The organism is Klebsiella sp. WP8-S18-ESBL-06, assembly GCF_014169755.1.
Lineage (GTDB): Bacteria > Pseudomonadota > Gammaproteobacteria > Enterobacterales > Enterobacteriaceae > Kluyvera > Kluyvera ascorbata_B.
On the sequence record NZ_AP022256.1, the window covers coordinates 2,571,813 to 2,594,727 of the forward strand.

General features: G+C 52.2%; 27 protein-coding genes. 6 read left to right on the forward strand and 21 right to left on the reverse strand.

Going from position 1 to position 22,915, the window contains the following annotated elements; translation table 11 throughout:
* Position 1 precedes the first annotated feature (1 nt).
* On the forward strand, positions 2–331 hold the full coding sequence (locus H7R76_RS12280) for an HI1450 family dsDNA-mimic protein (protein ID WP_106930809.1): 330 nt from the start codon (positions 2–4) through the stop codon (positions 329–331).
* Between the two features lie 49 nt (positions 332–380).
* On the opposite strand, the gene H7R76_RS12285 is transcribed toward H7R76_RS12280, so the two are convergent.
* From H7R76_RS12285 to H7R76_RS12315, 7 genes are all read right to left on the reverse strand, one after another.
* On the reverse strand, positions 381–1,226 hold the full coding sequence (locus H7R76_RS12285) for an ion transporter (protein ID WP_420107848.1): 846 nt from the start codon (positions 1,224–1,226) through the stop codon (positions 381–383).
* A 51-nt stretch (positions 1,227–1,277) separates the two neighbouring features.
* Positions 1,278–2,282: a murein tripeptide/oligopeptide ABC transporter ATP-binding protein OppF gene (gene oppF / locus H7R76_RS12290; protein WP_106930805.1), complete on the reverse strand. Its 1,005-nt coding sequence runs from the start codon at positions 2,280–2,282 to the stop codon at positions 1,278–1,280.
* A complete protein-coding gene (locus tag H7R76_RS12295) occupies positions 2,279–3,274 on the reverse strand; it encodes an ABC transporter ATP-binding protein (RefSeq protein WP_182965332.1) in 996 nt (331 codons plus the stop codon). Before H7R76_RS12295 ends, oppF begins: the two co-directional genes overlap by 4 nt.
* A gap of 11 nt (positions 3,275–3,285) precedes the next feature.
* Positions 3,286–4,194 (reverse strand): oligopeptide ABC transporter permease OppC, encoded by a 909-nt coding sequence (oppC, locus tag H7R76_RS12300; RefSeq protein WP_106930801.1) that lies wholly within the window; start codon positions 4,192–4,194, stop codon positions 3,286–3,288.
* A 14-nt stretch (positions 4,195–4,208) separates the two neighbouring features.
* Positions 4,209–5,129, reverse strand: a complete 921-nt coding sequence (gene oppB / locus H7R76_RS12305) for an oligopeptide ABC transporter permease OppB (RefSeq protein WP_106930799.1) — start codon at positions 5,127–5,129, stop codon at positions 4,209–4,211.
* Between the two features lie 84 nt (positions 5,130–5,213).
* A complete protein-coding gene (gene oppA, locus H7R76_RS12310; protein ID WP_182965334.1) occupies positions 5,214–6,845 on the reverse strand; it encodes an oligopeptide ABC transporter substrate-binding protein OppA in 1,632 nt (543 codons plus the stop codon).
* Positions 6,846–7,604: 759 nt separating this feature from the next.
* On the reverse strand, positions 7,605–8,252 hold the full coding sequence (locus H7R76_RS12315; RefSeq protein ID WP_106930795.1) for a YchE family NAAT transporter: 648 nt from the start codon (positions 8,250–8,252) through the stop codon (positions 7,605–7,607).
* Positions 8,253–8,745: 493 nt separating this feature from the next.
* Here H7R76_RS12315 and adhE point away from each other — a divergent pair, with 493 nt between their 5' ends.
* Positions 8,746–11,418, forward strand: coding sequence for a bifunctional acetaldehyde-CoA/alcohol dehydrogenase (gene adhE, locus H7R76_RS12320; RefSeq protein WP_182965336.1), 2,673 nt, complete (start codon positions 8,746–8,748; stop codon positions 11,416–11,418).
* A 141-nt stretch (positions 11,419–11,559) separates the two neighbouring features.
* Here adhE and tdk read toward each other — a convergent pair whose 3' ends face one another.
* Positions 11,560–12,189 carry a thymidine kinase gene (gene tdk / locus H7R76_RS12325; protein ID WP_106930791.1) on the reverse strand — a complete coding sequence of 210 codons (630 nt, stop codon included), beginning with the start codon at positions 12,187–12,189 and terminating at the stop codon, positions 11,560–11,562.
* A 783-nt stretch (positions 12,190–12,972) separates the two neighbouring features.
* Here tdk and H7R76_RS12330 point away from each other — a divergent pair.
* Positions 12,973–14,201, forward strand: a protein-coding gene (locus H7R76_RS12330; protein WP_148116659.1) for an IS3-like element ISEc27 family transposase whose coding sequence is annotated in 2 segments (ribosomal slippage) — positions 12,973–13,288 and positions 13,288–14,201 — 1,230 coding nt in all. Because the reading frame shifts where the segments join, the coding sequence is not laid out codon by codon here.
* Positions 14,202–14,440: 239 nt separating this feature from the next.
* Here the strand turns inward: H7R76_RS12330 and H7R76_RS12335 are convergent.
* From H7R76_RS12335 to H7R76_RS12395, 13 genes are all read right to left on the reverse strand, one after another.
* Entirely contained in the window at positions 14,441–14,683 is a 243-nt protein-coding gene (locus H7R76_RS12335; protein ID WP_182965338.1) for a DUF2767 family protein, read from the reverse strand.
* Positions 14,684–14,718: 35 nt separating this feature from the next.
* Positions 14,719–16,704 (reverse strand): DNA cytosine methyltransferase, encoded by a 1,986-nt coding sequence (locus tag H7R76_RS12340; RefSeq protein WP_182965340.1) that lies wholly within the window; start codon positions 16,702–16,704, stop codon positions 14,719–14,721.
* Positions 16,701–16,958 (reverse strand): hypothetical protein, encoded by a 258-nt coding sequence (locus H7R76_RS12345; protein ID WP_182965343.1) that lies wholly within the window; start codon positions 16,956–16,958, stop codon positions 16,701–16,703. Before H7R76_RS12345 ends, H7R76_RS12340 begins: the two co-directional genes overlap by 4 nt.
* Complete coding sequence (locus H7R76_RS24875; protein WP_227673900.1) at positions 16,958–17,464, reverse strand: hypothetical protein; 507 nt, start codon at positions 17,462–17,464, stop codon at positions 16,958–16,960. Before H7R76_RS24875 ends, H7R76_RS12345 begins: the two co-directional genes overlap by 1 nt.
* Entirely contained in the window at positions 17,457–17,603 is a 147-nt protein-coding gene (locus H7R76_RS12355; protein ID WP_182965345.1) for a hypothetical protein, read from the reverse strand. Before H7R76_RS12355 ends, H7R76_RS24875 begins: the two co-directional genes overlap by 8 nt.
* Positions 17,600–18,040 (reverse strand): hypothetical protein, encoded by a 441-nt coding sequence (locus tag H7R76_RS12360; RefSeq protein WP_182965347.1) that lies wholly within the window; start codon positions 18,038–18,040, stop codon positions 17,600–17,602. Before H7R76_RS12360 ends, H7R76_RS12355 begins: the two co-directional genes overlap by 4 nt.
* The gene (locus tag H7R76_RS12365) at positions 18,037–18,210 is read right to left on the reverse strand and encodes a hypothetical protein (RefSeq protein WP_157093533.1); all 174 of its coding nucleotides are present in this window, start codon (positions 18,208–18,210) and stop codon (positions 18,037–18,039) included. Before H7R76_RS12365 ends, H7R76_RS12360 begins: the two co-directional genes overlap by 4 nt.
* The gene (locus tag H7R76_RS12370) at positions 18,207–18,458 is read right to left on the reverse strand and encodes a hypothetical protein (protein WP_182965349.1); all 252 of its coding nucleotides are present in this window, start codon (positions 18,456–18,458) and stop codon (positions 18,207–18,209) included. The genes H7R76_RS12365 and H7R76_RS12370 overlap by 4 nt, the downstream gene beginning before the upstream one ends.
* A 2-nt stretch (positions 18,459–18,460) precedes the next feature.
* Positions 18,461–19,153, reverse strand: a complete 693-nt coding sequence (locus H7R76_RS12375; protein WP_182965351.1) for a replication protein P — start codon at positions 19,151–19,153, stop codon at positions 18,461–18,463.
* The gene (locus H7R76_RS12380) at positions 19,137–20,060 is read right to left on the reverse strand and encodes a phage replication protein O (protein ID WP_182965353.1); all 924 of its coding nucleotides are present in this window, start codon (positions 20,058–20,060) and stop codon (positions 19,137–19,139) included. The genes H7R76_RS12375 and H7R76_RS12380 overlap by 17 nt, the downstream gene beginning before the upstream one ends.
* Positions 20,061–20,133: 73 nt before the next feature.
* Complete coding sequence (locus H7R76_RS12385) at positions 20,134–20,391, reverse strand: hypothetical protein (RefSeq protein ID WP_182968075.1); 258 nt, start codon at positions 20,389–20,391, stop codon at positions 20,134–20,136.
* A 7-nt stretch (positions 20,392–20,398) separates the two neighbouring features.
* Positions 20,399–20,941, reverse strand: a complete 543-nt coding sequence (locus H7R76_RS12390) for a toxin YdaT domain-containing protein (RefSeq protein ID WP_182965354.1) — start codon at positions 20,939–20,941, stop codon at positions 20,399–20,401.
* Positions 20,942–20,972: 31 nt separating this feature from the next.
* On the reverse strand, positions 20,973–21,200 hold the full coding sequence (locus tag H7R76_RS12395) for a hypothetical protein (RefSeq protein WP_019076923.1): 228 nt from the start codon (positions 21,198–21,200) through the stop codon (positions 20,973–20,975).
* 68 nt (positions 21,201–21,268) lie between these two features.
* Here H7R76_RS12395 and H7R76_RS25270 point away from each other — a divergent pair, with 68 nt between their 5' ends.
* Genes H7R76_RS25270 through H7R76_RS12410 form a run of 3 tightly spaced genes read left to right on the forward strand, consistent with a single transcriptional unit; the run spans position 21,269 to position 22,897 of the window.
* Positions 21,269–21,991 (forward strand): XRE family transcriptional regulator, encoded by a 723-nt coding sequence (locus H7R76_RS25270; RefSeq protein WP_182965355.1) that lies wholly within the window; start codon positions 21,269–21,271, stop codon positions 21,989–21,991.
* A 23-nt stretch (positions 21,992–22,014) separates the two neighbouring features.
* Positions 22,015–22,461, forward strand: coding sequence for a hypothetical protein (locus H7R76_RS12405; protein ID WP_182965356.1), 447 nt, complete (start codon positions 22,015–22,017; stop codon positions 22,459–22,461).
* Positions 22,454–22,897 (forward strand): hypothetical protein, encoded by a 444-nt coding sequence (locus H7R76_RS12410; protein ID WP_227673901.1) that lies wholly within the window; start codon positions 22,454–22,456, stop codon positions 22,895–22,897. Before H7R76_RS12405 ends, H7R76_RS12410 begins: the two co-directional genes overlap by 8 nt.
* Positions 22,898–22,915 lie beyond the last annotated feature (18 nt).

Consider the following 22,915-nt stretch of genomic DNA (forward strand, 5'->3'; position numbering starts at 1 on the left):
CATGGATATGGATTTAAATAATCGTCTGACCGAAGATGAAACGCTCGAGCAGGCTTATGACATTTTTCTCGAGCTGGCGGCAGACAATCTTGACCCGGCCGACATTATTCTGTTCAACCTGCAATTTGAAGAACGCGGCGGCGCTGAGCTGTTCGATCCTTCCGAAGATTGGCAGGAGCATGTCGACTACGATCTGAACCCGGATTTCTTTGCCGAAGTGGTGATTGGCCTTGCGGATACTGACGGCGGCGAACTGAACGATATTTTTGCCCGTGTGCTGCTGTGTCGCGAAAAAGATCACAAGCTTTGCCACATTCTCTGGCGAGAATAACAACATCAAGGGCAGCCTGGCTGCCCTTTTTTATGCCTGTAATACCGCCTTATTGCGACTGATGTTGAGGAAGCGCGGTACCGCAGCTATTGCAGTAGTGCGCGCTGGGTTCATGATGCCGCTGTTTGCAGTGCGGGCAAACGCGCTCCTGGCGACGCTTTTGAAACTCGCTGGTCATCTGCGCGGTAATAATGCCGGTCGGAATGGCAATGACGGAATAGCCGATCAATATCAGTACAGAAGCCACAATTCTGCCCGCGGCGGTGTGCGGCGTAATATCGCCATAGCCCACGGTGGTCACGGTCACAATAGCCCAGTAGACCGAAGTGCTGAGCGTGGTAAAACCGTGTACCGGCCCTTCAATGCCGTACATCAGCGCACCGGACACCACCATCACAATGCCGATAAAGGCATAGAATAGAATCAGCTGATGGCGGGAATTGACGATCGCCGTCCAGAAGCTATTCAATGCGGGCATCAAGCGCAGCAGCTTCAGAATACGTAACACCCGAATAACGCGCATCGCACGCCAGGCAAACAGATATTCCACGCCTATTTCCGGCCACAGCATAATCACGTAAAACGGTAAAATTGTCGCCAGGTCGATAAAACCCCAGAAGCTAAAAACATAGCGAGCGGGATTTGGCCAGCAGAATAGCCGCAGAAAATATTCCAGCGTGAACACCAGCGTAAAGGCTATTTCCAGCCAGACAAAAGCATGCCATTCGTCGTAGCTCAGGTGGTAGGTTGTACCAATGCCCGACTCAATAAAAATAGCGCAGACGCTTAATAAGGCGAAAAAACCGCACAACGCTTCAAACCGGCGTCCGGTTCGTGTGCGTTGATCAAAGAGCAAATGATAGAGACGATGGCGCAGAGCGCTAATACCGACCACGATGAACCCTCGTATAAAAAATAAGGGCTGGCAACCTGCCAGCCCAGATGATTATAACGGGTCAACCTTGAGACAGGAAACCGCGTGGCGGAAACTGCCTTCTAAGAGGGGGCGCGTTTGCGCACATTCTGGCCCGGCCAGCGGGCAGCGCGTACGGAATACGCAGCCTGAAGGCGGGTTAATCGGCGAAGGCAGCTCCCCTTCCAGCAATTGAATGGTTTTATTCTGCTCCAGATCCGGATCCGGAACCGGCACAGCGGACATCAGCGCCTTGGTGTACGGGTGCAGCGGATTGTTGTACACCTCGTCATAGGTGCCCAGCTCCACCGCATGCCCCAGATACATCACCAGTACGCGATCGGAAATGTGCTTCACGACGGCCAGATCGTGGGCAATAAAGATGAGCGACAGGCCCATTTCACGCTGTAGCTGCTGCAGCAGGTTCACCACCTGTGCCTGAATCGACACATCCAACGCGGATACTGGCTCATCACAAATGATCAGCTTCGGCTCAAGAATCAACGCCCGCGCAATGCCGATACGCTGGCACTGACCGCCGGAAAACTCATGCGGGTAACGATTGACGAGGTTTGGCAGCAGCCCCACCTTCATCATCATGGCTTTCACTTTGTCACGGACTTCCTGACGCGGCATTTTCGGGTAGTAGGTGCGTAGCGGCTCGGCGATAATCTCGCCGATGGTCATACGCGGGTTCAGCGACGCCAGCGGATCCTGGAAAATCATCTGGATATCGCTGCGCACGTTGCGCCATTCATCCGGTTTCATCCCCAGCAGATCTTTCCCCAGCCAGGCGACTTTACCATCGGTCGCTTTCACCAGGCCGATAATGGCACGCGCAAAGGTGGATTTACCGCAGCCGGACTCTCCCACCACGCCCAGCGTTTCGCCTTCGTATAAACGCAGCGTCACGCCATCAACCGCTTTCAGGGTTTTTGGCGGCTGCCAGAACCACTGTTTGCCATCTTTAATCTCGAAGTGGACCTTTAAATCGGCGATTTCGAGCAGTACTTTTCTTTCGTCAGTCACGGCGCTCATACCAGTTCCCCCACGTTCTTAAAGCAGGCGCGTAAGCGGCCTGGCGCAAACTCTTCCAGCGGCGGTGCGCTGCTACACACGTCCATCGCATGCGGACAACGCGGCTGGAACGGGCAGCCTGATGGTAAACGCAGCAGGTTTGGTGGGTTACCCGGAATGGTCAACAGCGATTCGCCTTCGCCGTCGAGACGTGGAACCGCATTCAACAGACCAATAGAATAAGGATGCGCAGGCTGGTAGAAGACATCGCGCGCTTTGCCGTATTCCATGGTCCGCCCGGCGTACATCACCAGCACCTTATCGCAGATCCCGGCGACCACGCCGAGATCGTGGGTGATCATGATTATCGCCGTATTGAACTCGCGCTTAAGCTCGTTCAGCAGGGTCATGATTTGCGCCTGAACGGTCACGTCCAGTGCGGTCGTTGGCTCATCGGCAATCAGAAGTTTAGGGCGACACAACAGTGCCATAGCGATCATCACACGCTGACGCATCCCGCCGGAAAACTCGTGCGGGTACATCCTCATGCGCTTACGCGCTTCCGGCATTTTCACCGCATCCAGCATTTTCACCGATTCTTCAAACGCTTCAGCTTTTCCCATGCCTTTGTGCAGCATCAGCACTTCCATCAGCTGCTCGCCTACCCGCATATACGGGTTCAGTGAGGTCATCGGGTCCTGGAAAATCATGGAAATCTGCTCGGCGCGCAGCTTGTTAAGCGTATGCTCCGGCAGGTTCAGGATTTCTTTGCCGTTAAACAGCGCCGATCCCCCAATACGCCCGTTGCTTGCCAGTAACCCCATCAACGCAAACGCGGTTTGCGACTTTCCGGAGCCGGACTCGCCGACAATCCCCAGCGTTTCGCCTGCACGCAGGCTGAAGTTGAGGTCGTTAACGGCGGTGACATCGCCGTCGGGAGTTTTGAAGGTGACGCGCAGATCTTTCACATCCAGCAGACGCTGTGACGCTGTTGCCGTTTCAATTATGCTCATGGCAACGCTCCTTAACGGTCTTTCGGGTCGAGGGCATCACGCAGGCCATCGCCGATAAAGTTAAAACAGAACAGGGTCACCACCAGGAACGCCGCCGGGAACAGCAGCAGCCATGGCGAAACTTCCATCGAGTTAGCACCGTCGCTCAGCAGAGCGCCCCAACTGCTCAGCGGCTCTTGTGTCCCCAGTCCGAGGAAGCTGAGGAATGATTCAAACAGAATCATGCTGGGCACCAGCAGAGAGGCATACACCACTACCACCCCCAGCACGTTCGGTACGATATGGCGCACCACAATGCTGACGGTCGATACGCCGCCTACCTGGGCTGCTTCAATAAACTCTTTACGCTTCAGGCTAAGCGTCTGCCCGCGAACGATACGCGCCATATCCAGCCAGGACACCATCCCGATAGCAACAAAGATCAGCAGGATGTTTTGCCCAAAGAAGGTCACCAGCAGGATCACGAAGAACATAAACGGGAAGGAGTTGAGGATTTCCAGCAAACGCATCATTACCGAATCGATTTTCCCGCCCAGATAGCCGGAGAGCGAGCCGTACAGCGTGCCAACAACCACTGCAACCAGCGCCGCAGCGATCCCAACCATCAGAGAGATTCGCCCGCCGATTGCCACACGGACCAGCAGGTCGCGGCCGGAAGAGTCGGTACCAAAATAGTGCCCGGATTCCATATCCGGCGCATTGGACATCATGCCCCAATCGGTGTCGAAATAGGAAAACTGCGACAACATCGGCGCCAGGGTGACGAACAGCGCAATCAATACCAGCACAACCAGGCTGGCTACCGCCGCGCGGTTATGCATAAAGCGACGACGCGCGTCCTGCCACAGGCTGCGGCCTTCAACCTCAAGCTTCTCACTGAAGTTTTCCAGCGCCTCGCTGCTTTTTTTACTTAACATCATGGCGAACTCCAGCCTTAATAGCGAATTTTCGGGTCAATCACGGCGTAAAGTACGTCGACAACCGCGTTAAACAGGATCGTTAGCGCGCCAACCAGAATAGTCAGGCTCAGTACCAGGGAGTAGTCGCGGTTAAGCGCCCCGTTAACGAACAGCTGTCCAATCCCCGGCAAGCCGTAGATTGTCTCAATGACCATCGAACCGGTAATGATACCGACGAAGGCAGGCCCCATATAAGAAAGCACCGGCAGCAGCGCGGGTTTTAAAGCGTGACGGAAAATAATCCGCCGCATAGGCAACCCTTTCGCCCTTGCGGTACGAATAAAGTTGGAGTGTAAAACCTCAATCATTGAGCCACGGGTAATACGCGCAATGCTGGCAATATAGGCCAGAGAAAGCGCCACCATCGGCAGAATCATGAACTTCAGCGCCCCGCCGTTCCAGCCGCCGCCGGGCAGCCAGTGCAGTGTAATCGCGAAAATCATGACCAGCAGCGGCGCCACCACGAAGCTGGGGATAACCACCCCGGTCATCGCGACCCCCATCACCGCGTAGTCCCACTTGGTATTCTGATTAAGCGCGGCAATCACCCCCGCTGAGACGCCAAGAATAACCGCCAGCAGGAATGCCGCCGCGCCTAATTTGGCCGACACTGGCAGACTGCTCGCCACCAGATCGTTGACCGTATAATCTTTATATTTGAACGATGGCCCAAAATCGCCGTGCGCGAGCTGTTTCAGATAGCTGAAATATTGGGTGGTAATGGGATCGTTAAGGTGATATTTCGCTTCAATATTGGCCATAACCTCTGGCGGCAGCGTGCGCTCCCCCGTAAATGGGCTACCAGGCGCAAGACGCATCATAAAGAACGAAATGGTAATAAGAATAAATAACGTCGGAATCGCTTCAAGACAGCGACGGAGAATAAATTTCAACATTGCCCATACCTTTTGGCTGTGCCTGTAATAATACAATAATGCGAGACACCGTGGGGCAAGCCGAGCCTGCCCCACGTATTGCCATTAGTGCTTAATAATATACATATTTCTTGTATAAGTATTATCCAGCGGGTCTTTGCCGGTATAGCCACCGACCCATGGTTTCACCAGTCGGGCGTTTACATAGTAATAAACCGGTACAATCGCGCTGTCTTTGTCGAGCTGCTGCTCTGCTTTGCTATACAGTGCGGTACGCTGCGCTTCATCGGTCGCTTTCAGCGTTTCAGCCATGATGCTATCAAATGCCGGGCTCTTATAATGCGCGGTATTCATTGAGCTGTTAGACAACATGGTGTTCAGGAAAGAGGTGGGTTCGTTATAGTCGGCACACCAGCCTGCGCGCGCAATATCAAACGTCCCCTGGTGACGGGAATCCAGGAAGGTTTTCCACTCCTGGTTAACCAGCTTCACATCCACGCCAATGTTCTTTTTCCACAGCGATGCTGCGGCAATCGCCAGCTTCTTGTGCAGATCGGATGTGTTATACAGCAGGTTAATGGTCAGCGGTTTATCCGCGGTATAACCCGCTTCGGCCAGCAATTTCTTCGCTTCTTCGTTACGTTTGGCCTGAGTCCAACCGAACCACTCTGGTGGCGTCAGTTTTGCACCATCGGTGTAAGGTGGCGTATAGCCATAAGCCGGCATATCACCCTGTGCTTTTACCTTATTAACAATAATATCGCGATCGATACCCAGCTTCAGCGCAGTACGCACGCGCGCATCGGTAAACGGCGCTTTCTGGTTGTTAATTTCGTAGTAGTAGGTGCAGAGGTATGGGTCAACGTGAACTTCGCTCGGGATCTCTTTTTTCAGCTTCTGGAACAGTTCAATCGGCATGTTGTTATAGGTCATGTCGATTTCGCCGCTACGGTAACGGTTTACGTCCGTCACTTCAGAAGAAATTGGCAGGAAGGTAACCTGATCGATAACGGTTTTCGCGTTATTCCAGTAAGTTGGGCTGCGCTCAAGAACGATACGCTCGTTCACTACCCAATCTTTTAATTTATAAGCACCGTTGGTGACGATATTCGCCGGCTGGGTCCATTTTTCGCCATATTTTTCGATTGCTGCTTTTGGTACTGGCGAAGTGGAAGGATGCACCAGCAGCTTGTAGAAATAAGGAACCGGTTCGCTTAAGGTCACTTCTAACGTATGGTCGTCAACCGCTTTTACGCCGAGATCGGTAATCGGTTTTTTACCTTCGAGGATTTCATCGATACCCGCGACATGGCCATACTGCAGGTAGCTTGCATACGGTGAAGCGGTTTTCGGGTCAACTGAACGCTGCCAGCTGTAAACAAAATCTTGTGCGGTCACCGGCGAACCGTCGGACCATTTAGCGTCTTTACGCAGATGGAAGATCCAGACTTTAAAGTCTTTATTATCCCAGGATTCTGCTACGCCCGGTGCTGGATGGCCGTCCAGATCGCTGACCAGTAACCCTTCGAACAGATCGCGGCTAATATTGGACTCTGGAACACCTTCGATCTTATGCGGGTCAAGAGACTGCACTTCGGAACCGTTATTACGAACCAGGGTTTGCTTTTCTGCCAGCTGCACACCCGCGGGTACTTCTGCAGCCATAGCCGCGTTCCCTGCGATCAGCGCGGTGAGAATACCTGCCGCAACCAAACTTCTTTTTGTGATGATGGACATTGTGTTGATACTCCGTTCATTATTATTACTGACTGAAGTCAGCCTGTTTTAGTCCCCTTGCGGGTTCCTGTACAGCGCAGGAGATTTTTGCGTCTGCCAGGTCATTTACTGCCTGCTATCACCGACTTTTTTATTACGGTCGCTCTTTGTGGCAACCTGACGTCGATTCATTAAAGCCTCCCCCTGTCGGGACGCTTTTCTTATTCTGTTCATCACTGTTTACAAATAGAAACAGTTATCGTTTACATTACGTTATCCGCAAATAACTTAGGCCGGAAAGTACCAAATGACGATTATCACCGCCAATATAATTTGCAAATTTGTTAACCAATTCTCTTTTGCGCGGCATCCCACCCGCAGCAGGACAGCCTATAGAGAAAGCACCTAATCATGAAATCCATAAATTTCAGATAGATATGCAAAAATCTTTCGTATGACCCAACGCGTCAGCGTCGGAGGCGATTTTTTGCACAAAAACTTAACAGTTGCTCAATTTTTAGCACATAACTCTGCTGTGAAACTGAAATTACTAATATCATTTCAATTATCTAACGGCAAGCCCCAGAGTATCGTGTGAGAGAAATAACATTTCTATGCGGGAAGCAAGAAGATGAGGGAATGCATATCGCATTGATATTAATGGTTATTTTAGAATCATTCGAATTAATTATTTCTGTATCGGCATGATAAATGAACGATATGATTTTGTGATATTAACGGCAACAATAGATGTTAACATCCATTGCCGCCGTAGAATATTTAACCGACCAACCCCGGAAAGATGGATTTGATACCGGTCACAATAAATTCGATGCCAAGCGCCATCAATAATAGGCCCATGATACGGGTGACGACGTTAATTCCGGTTTGCCCCAGCATACGTACCAGCCAGGGAGAAATACGGAAAATGCCCCAACAGCACCAGGCAAACAGCGCAATAGATAAAGAAAAGCCGAGCAGATAAGTGAGCGAATGGTAGCGGGTACCCCAAACGATTGTCGAACTTATGGCCCCCGGCCCCGCCATCAGCGGCAGCGCCAACGGCACAACCCCCAGGCTTTCACGTACGGCGGTTTCTGATTTTTCCTGCTTGTTCTGCTTATCTTCCCCCAGCTTGCCGCTGATCATCGACATGGCAATCGATACGACCAGGATCCCGCCGGCAATGCGGAACGAATCGATGGAAATGCCGAACAGTTGCAGGATGAAATCCCCAAGGAAAAGCGAGGTCAGCAGAATAATGGCCACCGACAGGCTTGCCGTCAGGTTGGTTTTATTACGCACCGCCGCCGTTTGATAACTCGTCAGGCTGATAAAAACGGGTATCAGCCCAACCGGGTTCACCAACGCAAACAGCCCAATAAAGAACTTAAAGAAGATAGGAAAATCAAACAGCGTTTGAATCACGTGAACCCCGGAGCATCATTAAAAGTTGTAGTTGACGAACTGCAAATCGCGAGTCGCGCAGACAATACCCTTTTTATTAGCCATGTTCATTAGAATTATCCATAAAAATGAGGCAAAAACAGAGTGTTATGCATTTGTATAAAGTATGCTAATGTTTACACCACCAATACCCACCAATGATTAACAGTTTATACAATTTGCTAAAATCGGCCTGCTGAAAGGTGTCAGCTTGCCTTAAATTTGATTTAGATCACGTAAATCGTACTCAGAAGTGGGTAATCTGCTTACACCGAAAGAGAAACGGCCTCATAAATAAGGCGTATTTTCCGGTAAGCTCCTTGGCTAAATCGAAGCTCTTTTAGTAAATCAGTGAATCAGTTTGTGGGTAACACCTTGTTTCCTTAACTCTTTCACCAGCTGCAGGTGATTTGTCTATACTGACTTGTCGAGCAGATGATTCACTAAAAAAGTTTAACATTATCAGGAGAGCATTATGGCTGTTACTAATATCGCTGAACTTAACGCACTCGTCGAGCGCGTAAAAAAAGCCCAGCGTGAATATGCCAGTTTCACTCAAGAGCAAGTTGATAAAATCTTCCGCGCCGCCGCCCTGGCTGCCGCAGATGCTCGAATTCCTCTCGCAAAAATGGCCGTTGCCGAATCCGGCATGGGTATTGTTGAAGATAAAGTGATCAAAAACCACTTCGCTTCTGAATATATCTATAACGCCTATAAAGATGAAAAAACCTGTGGCGTGCTGTCTGAAGACGACACCTTCGGTACCATCACCATCGCTGAACCCATCGGCATCATCTGCGGTATCGTACCGACCACTAACCCAACTTCTACCGCTATCTTCAAATCACTGATCAGCCTGAAGACGCGTAACGCCATCATCTTCTCTCCGCACCCGCGTGCGAAAGATGCGACCAACAAAGCAGCAGACATCGTTCTGCAGGCTGCAATCGCTGCTGGCGCGCCAAAAGATCTGATCGGCTGGATTGACCAACCGTCTGTAGAACTGTCTAACGCGCTGATGCATCACCCGGACATTAACCTGATCCTTGCGACCGGTGGTCCAGGCATGGTTAAAGCAGCATACAGCTCCGGTAAACCAGCAATCGGCGTTGGCGCAGGTAACACCCCTGTTGTTATCGACGAAACCGCTGATATCAAACGTGCTGTTGCATCTGTTCTGATGTCTAAAACCTTCGATAACGGCGTTATCTGTGCTTCTGAACAGTCCGTTGTTGTTGTTGACTCCGTTTACGATGCCGTTCGCGAACGTTTCGCCAGCCACGGCGGCTACATGCTGCAGGGCAAAGAGCTGAAAGCGGTTCAGGATATTATCCTGAAAAATGGCGCGCTGAACGCCGCTATCGTTGGTCAGCCGGCGCACAAAATTGCCGAACTGGCAGGCTTCACCGTACCAGAAACCACTAAGATTCTGATCGGCGAAGTGAAGGTTGTTGACGAAAGCGAACCGTTTGCTCACGAAAAACTGTCTCCAACCCTGGCGATGTATCGTGCAAAAGACTTCAACGATGCCGTTGAGAAAGCTGAAAAACTGGTTGCGATGGGCGGTATCGGTCATACCTCTTGCCTGTACACCGACCAGGACAACCAGCCAGAACGCGTTGCTCACTTCGGCCAGATGATGAAAACCGCGCGTATCCTGATCAACACCCCTGCTTCTCAGGGTGGTATCGGTGACCTCTACAACTTCAAACTCGCACCTTCCCTGACTCTGGGTTGTGGTTCATGGGGTGGTAACTCCATCTCTGAAAACGTTGGTCCTAAGCACCTGATCAACAAGAAAACCGTTGCTAAGCGAGCTGAAAACATGTTGTGGCACAAACTTCCGAAGTCTATCTACTTCCGTCGTGGCTCACTGCCAATCGCGTTAGATGAGCTGATTACTGATGGCCACAAACGTGCTCTGATCGTGACCGACCGCTTCCTGTTCAACAACGGCTATGCAGACCAGATCACTTCTGTACTGAAAGCGGCTGGCGTTGAAACTGACGTATTCTTCGAAGTTGAAGCTGACCCGACTCTGACCATCGTTCGTAAAGGTGCAGAGCTGGCGAACTCCTTCAAACCAGACGTGATTATCGCGCTGGGCGGCGGTTCCCCGATGGACGCAGCAAAAATTATGTGGGTCATGTACGAACACCCAGAAACGCACTTCGAAGAACTGGCGCTGCGCTTTATGGATATCCGTAAACGTATCTACAAGTTCCCGAAAATGAGCGTGAAAGCAAAAATGGTTGCGATCACCACCACTTCCGGTACCGGTTCTGAAGTGACTCCGTTTGCGGTTGTAACCGACGATGCAACTGGCCAGAAATACCCACTGGCTGACTACGCGCTGACGCCTGACATGGCGATTGTTGACGCCAACCTGGTCATGGATATGCCGAAGTCCCTGTGTGCTTTCGGTGGTCTGGATGCCGTCACTCACGCCCTGGAAGCTTACGTTTCCGTACTGGCTTCTGAGTTCTCCGACGGTCAGGCTCTGCAGGCGCTGAAACTGCTGAAAGAAAACCTGCCAGCGTCTTACCATGAAGGTTCTAAGAACCCGGTAGCACGTGAGCGCGTACACAGTGCAGCCACCATCGCCGGTATTGCGTTTGCGAACGCCTTCCTGGGCGTATGTCACTCAATGGCGCACAAGCTGGGCTCTCAGTTCCACATTCCTCACGGTCTGGCGAACGCCCTGCTGATCAGCAACGTTATTCGTTATAACGCGAACGACAACCCGACTAAACAGACTGCATTCAGCCAGTACGACCGTCCGCAGGCTCGTCGTCGCTACGCTGAAATCGCTGACCATCTGGGTCTGTCTGCTCCGGGCGACCGTACCGCAGCGAAAATCGAAAAACTGCTGGGCTGGCTGGAAGAAATCAAAGCTGAGCTGGGTATTCCTAAGTCTATCCGTGAAGCTGGCGTGCAGGAAGCTGACTTCCTGGCACACGTGGACAAACTGTCTGAAGATGCGTTTGATGACCAGTGTACTGGTGCTAACCCACGTTACCCGCTGATTTCTGAACTGAAACAGATTCTGCTGGATACCTACTACGGTCGTGACTTCGTTGAAGGCGCGCCGGCAGTAGAGAAAAAAGAAGCTGCACCGGCTAAAGCTGAGAAAAAAGCGAAAAAATAATTCGCTTTAACGCTCGCTGAAAGCACAAAGAACAAGCCCCATTCTCGTGATGGGGCTTTTTTTATTACCGTGAAATCAGCAATAAAAAACGCGCTTCTACTCCCCGGCGATGACAGGGGGTAGAAACGCGTCTGAAGGCGTTTAGCAGGAACGATGGGCTAGACGATGCTTATCCTGAATAACGGCCAGAGAGCCTGTTTCCAGCGCTTCTTTGTAATGTTTTCGACAAACGGAGACATAGCGCTCATTACCGCCAATCACCACCTGCTCACCTTCATTGTAAGGACGCCCTTCCTGATCGAGACGCAGCACCATACTGGCCTTCCGCCCGCAGAAGCAGATGGTTTTTAATTCCACCAGTTTGTCGGAGAGCGCCAGCAAATATTGGCTGCCGATAAACAGTTCGCCGCGAAAGTCCGTTCTCAGCCCGTAGCACAATACGGGGATATCGAGGTTATCTACCACGTCAGAAAGCGCATAGACCTGCTCTCGGGTCAGGAACTGGCATTCATCCACCAGCACGCAGTTAACCTGCTCACGGGCGTTCTCCGCACGAATTTCGTCAAACAGGTCGCTACTCTGGTTAAACAGCTTCGCTGGCGAAGAAAGGCCAATTCGCGAGCTGACTTTACCGGCACCAAAGCGGTCGTCTATTTCCGCGGTATAAACCACGGTGCGCATGCCGCGCTCCTGATAGTTGTACGACGACTGCAACAGGGCGGTCGACTTCCCGGCATTCATTGCTGAGTAGTAGAAATAAAGTTGTGCCATTGGCTGAGAAATCCTAATCGATGCGTTTTTTAAACGGAGCGCAGTGTAACATATTTTATCCCCAGGCTTCCTGCGTCATCCATACCATTTCCCCCTTACTTCGCACCAGCAACGCCAGAGAGGGATGAAAAAGGTCGGTAAAACCGAAATTAAACGGCTGCAGAGGTTTATTGCTGCCTATTTATAACCGACATAGAGGTAACTGCATCATAAATCTGAAATATTTAACCGCATCCCGTTCAGTCAGACGTCAATGTACCGCACACCGTGCGCCCACAAATTAGCTCGACAGGTTAATAGTTGAAAAGATTAATGAGTTTGCCTGAAAAAATGTGATCGCCGACAAATTGTGTAGCGCACTGCCGGGTATTGTTATCTGTAAATTAAACAGCATCGGCTTGAAATAACATCGCCATAACTATGGACTTAACCCTGAGAACCCCATTACGCCGGGCTTATTACCGTAGTTTCCTTGTTGGAATCGTTTTCTCTACCCAACAATTTACCCATACACGCGCTGAGGCAAATAGATGAATAGCGGTTAAGGATACCGCTGCCGAAAGCCGGCCTGGAGGCAGAATGGTTGAGCAGCGTAACCATTCATCATCGATAAAGTAATGCACAAAATGGATGCAACCACGCTAATACATAAGGTTGATATTTATCCATACGGGGTATATTTATGCACCCGTTAGACTGGCCCCCTGAATCTCCAGACAGTTGGTATCACTTAAGTTAGTGATAGTCTTAATACTAGTTTTTAGACTAGTCGTTGGAGTCCGAATGATTGATGTTTTAGGTCCAGAGAAGCGCAGACGGCGAAGTGTTCAGGAAAAAATCGCCATTGTTCAGCAGAGTTTTGAGCCCGGAATGACCGTGTCGCTGGTCGCCCGTCAGCATGGCGTTGCTGCCAGTCAGCTGTTCCTGTGGCGTAAGCAGTATCAGGAAGGCAGCCTTACAGCCGTTGCCGCAGGAGAACAGGTTGTGCCCGCGTCGGAGCTGGCATCTGCGATGAAGCAAATTAAAGAGCTGCAACGCCTGTTGGGCAAGAAAACCATGGAAAACGAGCTGCTAAAAGAAGCCGTTGAATATGGCCGACAAAAAAAGTGGATAGCGCACGTGCCCTTGTTGCCGGAGGATGGCGAATAAGCCTTGTCAGTCGTTGCCTCCGGGTCTCACGTGCGCAACTGCATGCCATGGCCCGTCGGTCAAAGGACTGGCAGGATCGTCGGTGCAAGCGCAAGCCTGATGATACTGACGCGCTGGCCCGTATCCATACCGTTATCGGCGATCTGCCCACCTATGGTTATCGTCGGGTATGGGCACTGCTGCGCAGACAATCAGAAACTGACGACATGGCGGTGATCAATGCCAAACGCGTATACCGCATCATGCGTCAGAATGCGCTGCTGCTTGAGCGTAAACCGGAAATACCGCCATCGAAGCGGGCGCATACAGGGAAAGTGGCCGTTGGAGAAAGTAACCAGCGGTGGTGCTCTGACGGCTTCGAGTTCAGCTGTGATAACGGTGAAAAACTGCGGGTCACGTTCGCTCTGGACTGTTGCGATCGCGAGGCACTTTACTGGGCGGCCAGTAACGGTGGATATGACAGTGAAACCGTGCAGGACGTCATGCTGGGTGCCGTGGAGCGTCGTTTCGGTAACAGCCTGCCGACATCCCCAGTTGAGTGGCTGACAGACAACGGTTCAGCCTACCGTTCTTATCAGACGCGTCAGTTCGCCAGAATGGTAGGACTGGAGCCTAAACATACGGCGGTACGTAGCCCGGAAAGCAACGGGATGGCAGAGAGCTTCGTGAAAACGATGAAGCGCGATTACATCAGCATCATGCCGAAACCCGACGGGTTAACAGCGGTAAAGAACCTTGCGGAGGCCTTCGAACATTACAACGAATGGCATCCGCATAGTGCACTGGGGTATCGTTCGCCACGGGAATATCTGCGGCGGCGAACCAGTAATGGGTTAAGTGATAAAAAGTGTATGGAAATATAGGGGCCAATCCACGAATCTGTTCGACTTCCTGCTGAGTGAGTGGCCTGCTCACCTCGTTCTCTTTTGCTACCAGAAGGGTTATCAGTGGAGGGATAAATACGATCGTCATTTTGTCGGTCACCTCAAATTGGATAAGTACATACTCCCACCAATTTCTACACCGTGTCTTGTTAACAGTTGCTTTGTCCGACCTCATTTTGATGCCCAGCATAAAAAAACGCCGAGGCAGGTTGCCTGCGTCAGCCACCCATGTAGGGCTTCTTCCAGTCCTCGCTCGTGGCTAGCTGCTCAATGGCAAGCAGTATCGACAGATTTGATTCATTGGTTTCCTGCATGTACAGCCAGTGGAGGCGTTTTAGCTGATGAACAAGACGATCTCGATTGGTATCAGCCCCATTCTCTGCCAGTGCCAGGCAACACTGCCCGACTATGCGACACGCTTCGTCATAGACTTTTTCAGACATTTCATCGTATTCGGACATAGAAAAATCCCCTCGTGATTTGAGGGGATTATAGTTCAGGCTGCGATGGATTTTCTGTGACACATCTCTGGCAGATTAGCCCTCACCAGCGCCTCAGCAAACGGCGGCGGCACAGCATTGCCACACCTGGCAACTTGCTTGTCCTTCGCGTACTTCTTGCCCGTGTAGTCCTGGTCAATGATGTACCACTCCGGGAAGCCCTGCGCCCGGTACAACTCATGCGGCTGAAGCATGCGCATACCAATATCAACAATCCGGTAAGTGATCCCGTCCACGGTAACCAGCCCGTCGCAATCCTCGCCGCAGTATTTCCGCAGGAAAGCCAGCGTCTGCTGCGCGCGGTGCTCGTCATATCCGTCAGCTGCCAGCGTGGTTTTCACCTCCCCTACGTGCTGGCCACCAGCGGTGACCGTTGGCATAGGTTCGTCCGTGCGCTGCCCGTCCCGGCAGGTGCCGCGCAGCTTCACCAGGTGTGAGGCGACGATAGCATGGTGATCAACGGTGGTGACAGAATGCGCAGGTTCGTCCAGGCTGACGCCCGGGCCGGAGTAGTTCCCGCCGTAGTGCTTCGCCAGAAACGCGCTCACCGTCGCGAACTTATTGCCGCCGGCGGTAACGGTGCCCAGCGGGTTGTCCAGTTGCAGAACACGCGGTTCCTGCCCGGGGCGTTCGCCATATCCCATCTGAATCAGCGTCGACGTCACCAGCTGCGATTTACCGCCGCCGCCCGCCGTGATAGTCGCGCTCGGCTCGTCGGCCCGGTGCCCAATGCTGGCACCGAACTGCCGGGCGATAACCGGAGCAACGACACATGCGCGGGATTCTTTCAGGATTGTGTGCGCAGGTTTCGTCAGCGGTCGCGGCTTCGCCTGGTACTCGCTGCCGCCATTGCCCGCGAGGAACGGCGTCAACGCAGCTTCCACCACCCCGAGAGCATGCCCATTACCGCCCGGGCGCGCCGACGTGCCAGCGGTAACCGTCGGGACCGGTTCGGTAACTGGCTGCCCGGTCGCACCGGTGCGGAACTTCGTCAGGTGCGGTACGGCGATCGCGTAGCCGTGCGTTTTCGTGATCGTCTGCAGCGGCTCGTCGAGAGCCTGCCCACGGAAACAGTCGTAACTTGTTTTCGTGCTGGTGTGGTTGCATTTCACGATAAACGGCGTAGGGCTATCGATAACAAAACGCTGGATGCCGCGCGCGATCCGCTTCAGCGTATTCACAGCCAGAGACTTTTTGCGGTCGAAAATACTCGGGGCCGGAATTGACCAGTCGATGCATTCTGCCGCGGTGCGCCACGGCGCCAGCTTTCCTGTCAGTACCGCTTCTGTCTTCGGATCGCCGTGTGTTGCTTCAGGCCAAGTAATCGGCTGCCCGTCCCGGCGCATGACCATGAAGAACCGTTTACGGATAGTCGGCGCGCCATAGTCGCATGCGCGCAACTCTCTGAACTCAACGACATAACCCAGGCCTTTCACCAGTCGCGCAGCATCTTCGCTGTTGAGAGGGATCCCCAGAAATTCGCAGCACTCCAGCAGTGCCGGATGATTTGCCGGGATGCCGGTTGTCAGCATGCCAACGAAGGCCTGGAATGTTTCGCCGATGCGCGCCGGGTCCGGCCGCATTTCTGCCGCCAGCAGCGGCCCCCACGTTTTGAACTCTTCGACGTTCTCCAGCATCATCACCCGCGGGTCAGCATCAAGCCCCCAGCGCAACGTTACCCACGCCAGCCCACGAATCGCTTTTTCAACGGGTTTGGCACCCTTCGCTTTCGAGAAGTGGCGGCAATCCGGCGAGGACCATACCAGCGCAACGCGGCGGCCGGCGGTCGCAACTTTCGGACGTACCGCATAAACAGACTCGCAATAGTGCAGCGTGTTTGGGTGGTTGGTGGTGTGCATCGCGATCGCGTTGGGGTCGTGGTTGATCGCAATATCCACGCTGCGGCCGGTAGCCATTTCAATGCCAGTAGACGCCCCGCCGCCGCCAGCAAAGTTATCAACAATGATTTCTGAATCTCTCACGCGAATTTCTCCATGGCTGCGGCCAGCGAACGGGCCGCGGCGATGATTGACGGTACAGGCATTTTTTCCAGCCACATGCGATTGATATGGTGCTGCAGGCGGCGCTGGTGATGCGCCGGGAGTTCCCCGGCGACTTCAACCTGAGATAAGACCATGCCGACTTCGGCAGGCCATACCGTTTCAGGAACCTCCACCAGCAGCAGACCTTCCAGCTCGGCGATACGCTTGCAGGCGTACTCGAGTAATGGATCCATTACTTCACCGCCTTTGTCTCGATTATGCCGCTGGGCGACTCGGCATTTTTCGGTGAAGAATCCAGCGTTGGCGCGGTCTGCATGCCGGGCGGCAACACCTGCACTTTTGCGCAGCTCCTGCAGTTTTGTGGTACTCCTGCAGCTTTTTGGCTTTCCTGCAACATGGCGGCACGGCAGGCGTTATGGCCTTGCGCAAAACTTTTCTGATAAAGATTCATATCATCAGAAATAGCCATTTCATTTGGCACTACCTGCGCTGGCGGTGCGGTGTAGAGCGGTTGCCCACCACGCCGCCCGCAACTAAACTCGTCCACCGTATTTATCTCGATGCCGTCATCATCGGAAAGCACGTAATACGCTGGATCACCACTCGCCTTTCTCCGCTCCCGCAGCTCTCTCATCAACGACAGCAGCTTGGGGTAAATTCCGTCACGCTCCAGACCCAAAATCATGTGTTCCAGGTCTTCGTCGGTTACTGGTGCTGAGTCTGTTAACTGGTTAATCATCGTCCGCATCCTCAATTTCAGATTCAAAATCCTCAGCGACCTGATTATTCACCGCGCCACACTGCTGGCATTCGGTATGAGTCAGGTTCGACCATGGCCCCATCCATACGACAGAGCCACCACATGAAGCACATTTCACTGTCCTTCTCCTTCGATAACTTGGATGCCAGCGGCGGCCAGAATGTTGACCACCTGGTGCTTTGAATACGCCGGGTAGCTGTGGTCGGCATACGTACAGTCTGGTAGGGGGATTTCAACGGTGACAGTGCGGGACTCCAGCTCTTTACAGCGCTTCATCCAATACACGCTATCTTCCGCAGCTTTGTCTGCTCCGACCGCCTCAGCCTCTGCATAATTCTCCAGTTCGGCGATGCGTTGCTTCAGCTCCTGATTTTCGACGTTCATCGATGCAGCAGCTTCCCAATTAACCGCTGATTCGTGTTGCGCCTTCTCCAGCGCCTCTACCAGCGCCAGTACTTCATCAGCAGTGAAGCGTGGATTTTTCGCTCCAACGCGCTTAGCCAGTTCTGCACGTTCTTTTAATTTCTGCATCAGTGCTGTGATATCGTTGCTCATTTCGTTTTCACTCCCCAGTACGTCTTACACTGCATGCAGCGGCCCTGATACAGCTCTTTTCCGTCAACGTTGTAGACCTTCATGAATCCGAAGTGCTGCTCCCATTCCAGCGAGCCTTTGCACTTGGGGCAGTTCGCGGTACCCGCTTTGAGATAGCGTGGCTTGGTCATCGCGCGGCTCCTTTCAGTGCTACTGCGATTTCTTCGAAGAACTTCTCCCGGGTGTGGCTGGTCATGGCCGGTACAAACGCAGCCATCAGCATGCTATGATCGCATTGCTCATCCTCGGAAAGCAGAACGATTTTCTTGTCGAGTCGAACTTTAGCTTCCTGAAGCTGCTCGTTCCGGCTGGCGCGCTGGAGGTACTCAGCGATAATTGCGATCGCCTTGTTGGTATGTTTTATCGTGAATTCGGTCATGCTCACGCCCTCCCAGCGTCTTTGTTGCGTTTGTACTGAGCCATCAGCATCTGAGCCGGTGTCGGCCCGGTTGCCGCCTTCGGCGCGGCCAGCGCGCGGCGGATTGGTGGCACTGGTTTGCCCGACTGCACCCGGCGCTCCCACATATCCAGAACGGCGACGGCTTCGCGCTCCAGCTCCTGGCGGCTCAACTGGCCCTCGGTGCTCCGGTGGCGCAGTTCCAGGCAGATGTGATACATCACCGGCTTACTCCACGGGTACTGCTCGCTGCTGGTGTAACGGAAAACCAGCTTCTGCCACTTCCAGTACTCAGCCATGACGTCAGCAGAGCTAATACCAAGCACGCTACGGCCTTCACGACACCAGGCAATGAATTGCCCCGGCGAAGGTAAGAACGGGCGCTCCTGACGCCGTGCAACGCGCAGACCGGCGTTTACCTGCTCCATGGTGGTGATCCCGTTTTCACGGAAGGCAAGAAGCCACTGGCGGCGCAGTTCGTTGAATGCGTCCTGGTCGTTGAAGCTGTGGACACTTGCGGGGAACGTTGCGCGCAGCTCACTGAACAGAGCGTTGAAGATTTCCGCCGTCTGCTCTGCCTGCGGCGGCAGGGTGTCCTGCACCTCCGGCATGCCGTGAGCCACGCGTACAAAGTTTTCGCGGTCGAAGTTGACCATCTGCTCAGAGAGAGTTTTCATCGAGCACCCCGTTAATCCAGTCTGTGTTGTTGAAGTCGATAGCCTGGCGGCTGGCGGTGGCGGAACGGGCACCAGCATTACGCTGGAGGCTCAACGTGTCCCATTTGGCACGCAGCTTTGCCGGAGAGAGGATGTTCGTATGCCAGAAAGCGTCCTTGCTGGCCCACAGGAACAGCTCGCAAATTTCACGGTGACTGTGACCGTCAAGCTCGCGCATCAGACGCACATCGTTAGCCCAGGAGGCCATGATAGGTTTCTTCGGGAAGGGTTTAACTTTCTCGACCAGGACAACGAGCCATTCGGCGCATTGCTGGTCTGCCGCTGTTCCCCACTTGGTGAAGTTGGGGGTGTAAATCACGGCGTCAGGATGAGCAGATAAAAACTTACTCAGGCGGTCGTCAGGGGATTCGTCAGAATTCTCGGACGAAGATCTTTTAATATTGTTATTGTTATAGTCTTGGGTGTCTACCGTTTCCGGGAAGGTTTTTCCCGATTTCGGGAAGGATTTTTCTGTTTTCGGGAAGACTTTTCCCGTTTTCGATTTGTCTAAAATCCAGGCAGAAAGTTCAGTATTTATACCGACGGTCTTCATCACGCCTTGCTTGTGACTGAAGATAATTCCACGCTCAGAAAGCGACCGAATTGCATCAGAAACGTGTGAATCGCTAAGACCAGTAAGCCCGGCAATTACTGTGTTTGTAACCCGGTCCTGTTTTTTATTCCATCCGTAGGTTAACCAGATCACAGCTTCCAGACACTGCCACTCACGCCCGGACATACGCAGACGTGGTTTGAGCTTCTGAATCTCGTTAGCGATTCGGGTATACCCGTTGGACAGGTCGGCCATAAGACCTCCTGCATTCTCGGCATTTGTGGGAAATTTGAATATTTCAGCGGTGTTTGACATACTTGCCCCGTAATTTCTGCCTGGAATTACACTCGAAGACTGGCTGTGTTGGCGCACAACAGTCTTCACCCTTTCAGAACAGCCCAGGCTGCGGCTGATTACGCTTAACGCGTTTCTTCTCGAACTTGTCTGATGGCAGCATTTGCTTTTCTGCCCATAACTTCGCGTGTCGTAAAACATCATCAAAAATCCTTCCCTTACGGCTGGCCTGACTCATGCGCTTGTACATGTCCACGGCCTGATATGCCCCCCCCTGCGCCACCGCCGGAGTAAAGCCCTGTTTAATCAGCTCATCACGAACATTCTTCTCAATGAATTCGATGTGATTCATAGGCCCCTCACAGCAGACCAGGCGCTAGCGCAGCCAGACCGCTGAGAACTTGCCCCATGGCCTCGGCCGGAAGCATGGCCAGCATCTTCTCGATCCCCTCACGAACCTCCTTCACCATCTGGTGCTGCGGCGCACGAAGCATCAGCGCCTGTTTTGCCTCGCTGACTTCTTTCTCCATAGCCGCATAACGCGCCATGAAGTCATCCTGCGGCGCCAGGCGGCCCCGGAACTCCAGAGGGAGAACAGCGGTGATCGCCGGGGTCAGCAGCTCGATATTGCGCTGCGCCGCCAGAGTAGTGCCATCCAGCCAACGAAACAGCTTCTGCCGGCGGCGGCTCAGGTCGTCCGGGAAGTCCAGCACGCCGCCGCCCTGCCGCTCCCATTCCTCAACGATCAGCCCGGCGACTACATCCTGGTTATTGATTGAGGTCGCCCAGGCGCGGACGGCATCGCGGATTTTTTCTGGTGATACGCTTTGCGCTGGCTGATAACGGTTTATCAGAGGCTTATCGTCAAAGGTTGTATTCTGGTGATACGTAAGTGATTGCATAGTGCTTTCCCTTTCGTGGTTGAAGTGCTGGTCAGGCTACTTTTGGTTTGCTGATTTCAAGAATTTGGGTGGTGGTAAAGCGACCACCCGAGGCCTCAGCAATTTTCGATGCATAAGCCGTCTCGCCGGTGTAATCAGTACGTGGCAAACAGCCGCTATTGATCCATTTGTAGATTGCTCGCGGAGTTCGCTCGCATGCTTTGGCCACCACTGGTACGCGAATCAGCTTGATGATTTCGCCAAGGCTTGTTGGTTGCATTTTTTAATCCTCAATATGAACTGTAGGTACATATTATGTTGGAACTGATAGTTCACGCAAGAGATATTATGATTGAACCTATGGTTCAGGAAGAAAAAGCGCGAAAAGACTTTTCCCATAGGCTAGCGCTGGCCTGCGATAAAGCTGGTTTACCGGTTCATGGTCGTCAGGCTGAGATAGCCAAAAAGATGAAGTTGACACCAAAGGCCGTAAGCAAATGGTTTAACGGGGAATCAATTCCAAGGCGCGGGAAGCTGCAAGAGCTTGCTGCGAGCATTGGCACAACTTCAACTTACCTGTTAGGTGATAGCGAGGCTGATGGGATCTCGGAGGGGCGCTTGCAGAAATCGACAGAAACATTTCGTATAGATGTTCTCGATTTCTCTGTTAGTGCTGGGCCAGGAGTCATTAATAGTGAGTTCGTGGAGGTACTGCGCTCCGTGGAATACTCCGTTGAAGATGCTCGCCAGATGTTTAACGGCCGTAAACAGGAGCAGATCCGCATCATCAACGTTCGCGGCGACAGCATGTCAGGCACGATTGAACCCGGTGATCTGCTTTTCGTCGATATCAGCGTTCAGCACTTTGACGGCGATGGCATTTACGCCTTTATCTACGACGATACATCGCATGTTAAGCGCCTGCAGAAGATGAAAGACAAGTTACTGGTCATCTCCGATAACCCTACCTATCGACCGTGGGAGCCGATTGAGAAGGAAGAGATGAACAAAATCTTCGTCTTCGGCAAGGTGATTGGCAGCATGCCGCAGACGTACAGGAAGCATGGGTAACAACACAAGGGTTTGGATTACGTATGACAGATGACGCTGGCACTAAGATCATTGAAAATCCACCGGAAAAAATAGCCTTTATGTTTCCGGCAAAGTACAGCCCAAAGGGAGCAACTAATCCAGTTTTAAACTTTAAAACAAGGGACAACAATATTCTCCCGATGAGCGTTGGGGTTTCATTCATAGAACTAGACCCGAAAGAAAACTATCTTGTTTCTATAGGATTAGAAGATCCAGAGGGAAACTCAGTAACGAATTCTAGCCATGGAATGTCAGCAATTCCGTCAGATGAAATTGATCCAGTAAAAAGGACTTCATTCCTCTCTGCCAACTTTTATTTCGAAGCTACAAGTTCAGGAATTTATAAATTCTCTTGCGAGTTGAGAAACCTGTTAGTCAATTACGGAAATGTTATTGATTCAAAAGAAATTTATTTTAATGTGACACTTGCAGGAGAACAAGGTGAATAAGAAGGTTCTCACGCTTGTCAGCGCACGTTCTCCAGAAGCTATATCTGGAAATTATCTAGATGATGATGCATCATTAGGGTATGGCAATGGTGGTGGCGGAGGTGGTGGCATGACAGAACGTTTAGATCGCCTGGAAAAGAAAGTTGACTCAATAGAGTTGACGCTGTCACGCCTGAACGAAACTATGGTGCGCATCGAAACTAAATTCGAGCGCATTGATGATCGATTTAATGCAATCGACAAACGTTTCGACGATATTGATAAGCGCTTTGATACTGTCAATAAATCTTTGTCAGACAAGGTAGAGATAACAGCGAAGCTAACTGAAGCTAATACAAAGACATCAATAGCTGAAGCTAAGTTAGCAATAATTCTAGCCATTCCCGCTATAATTGGCGCTGTTTATACCGCCTATAATTTACTGAGTAACCAGTAAAATATCCCGGCCACCGCG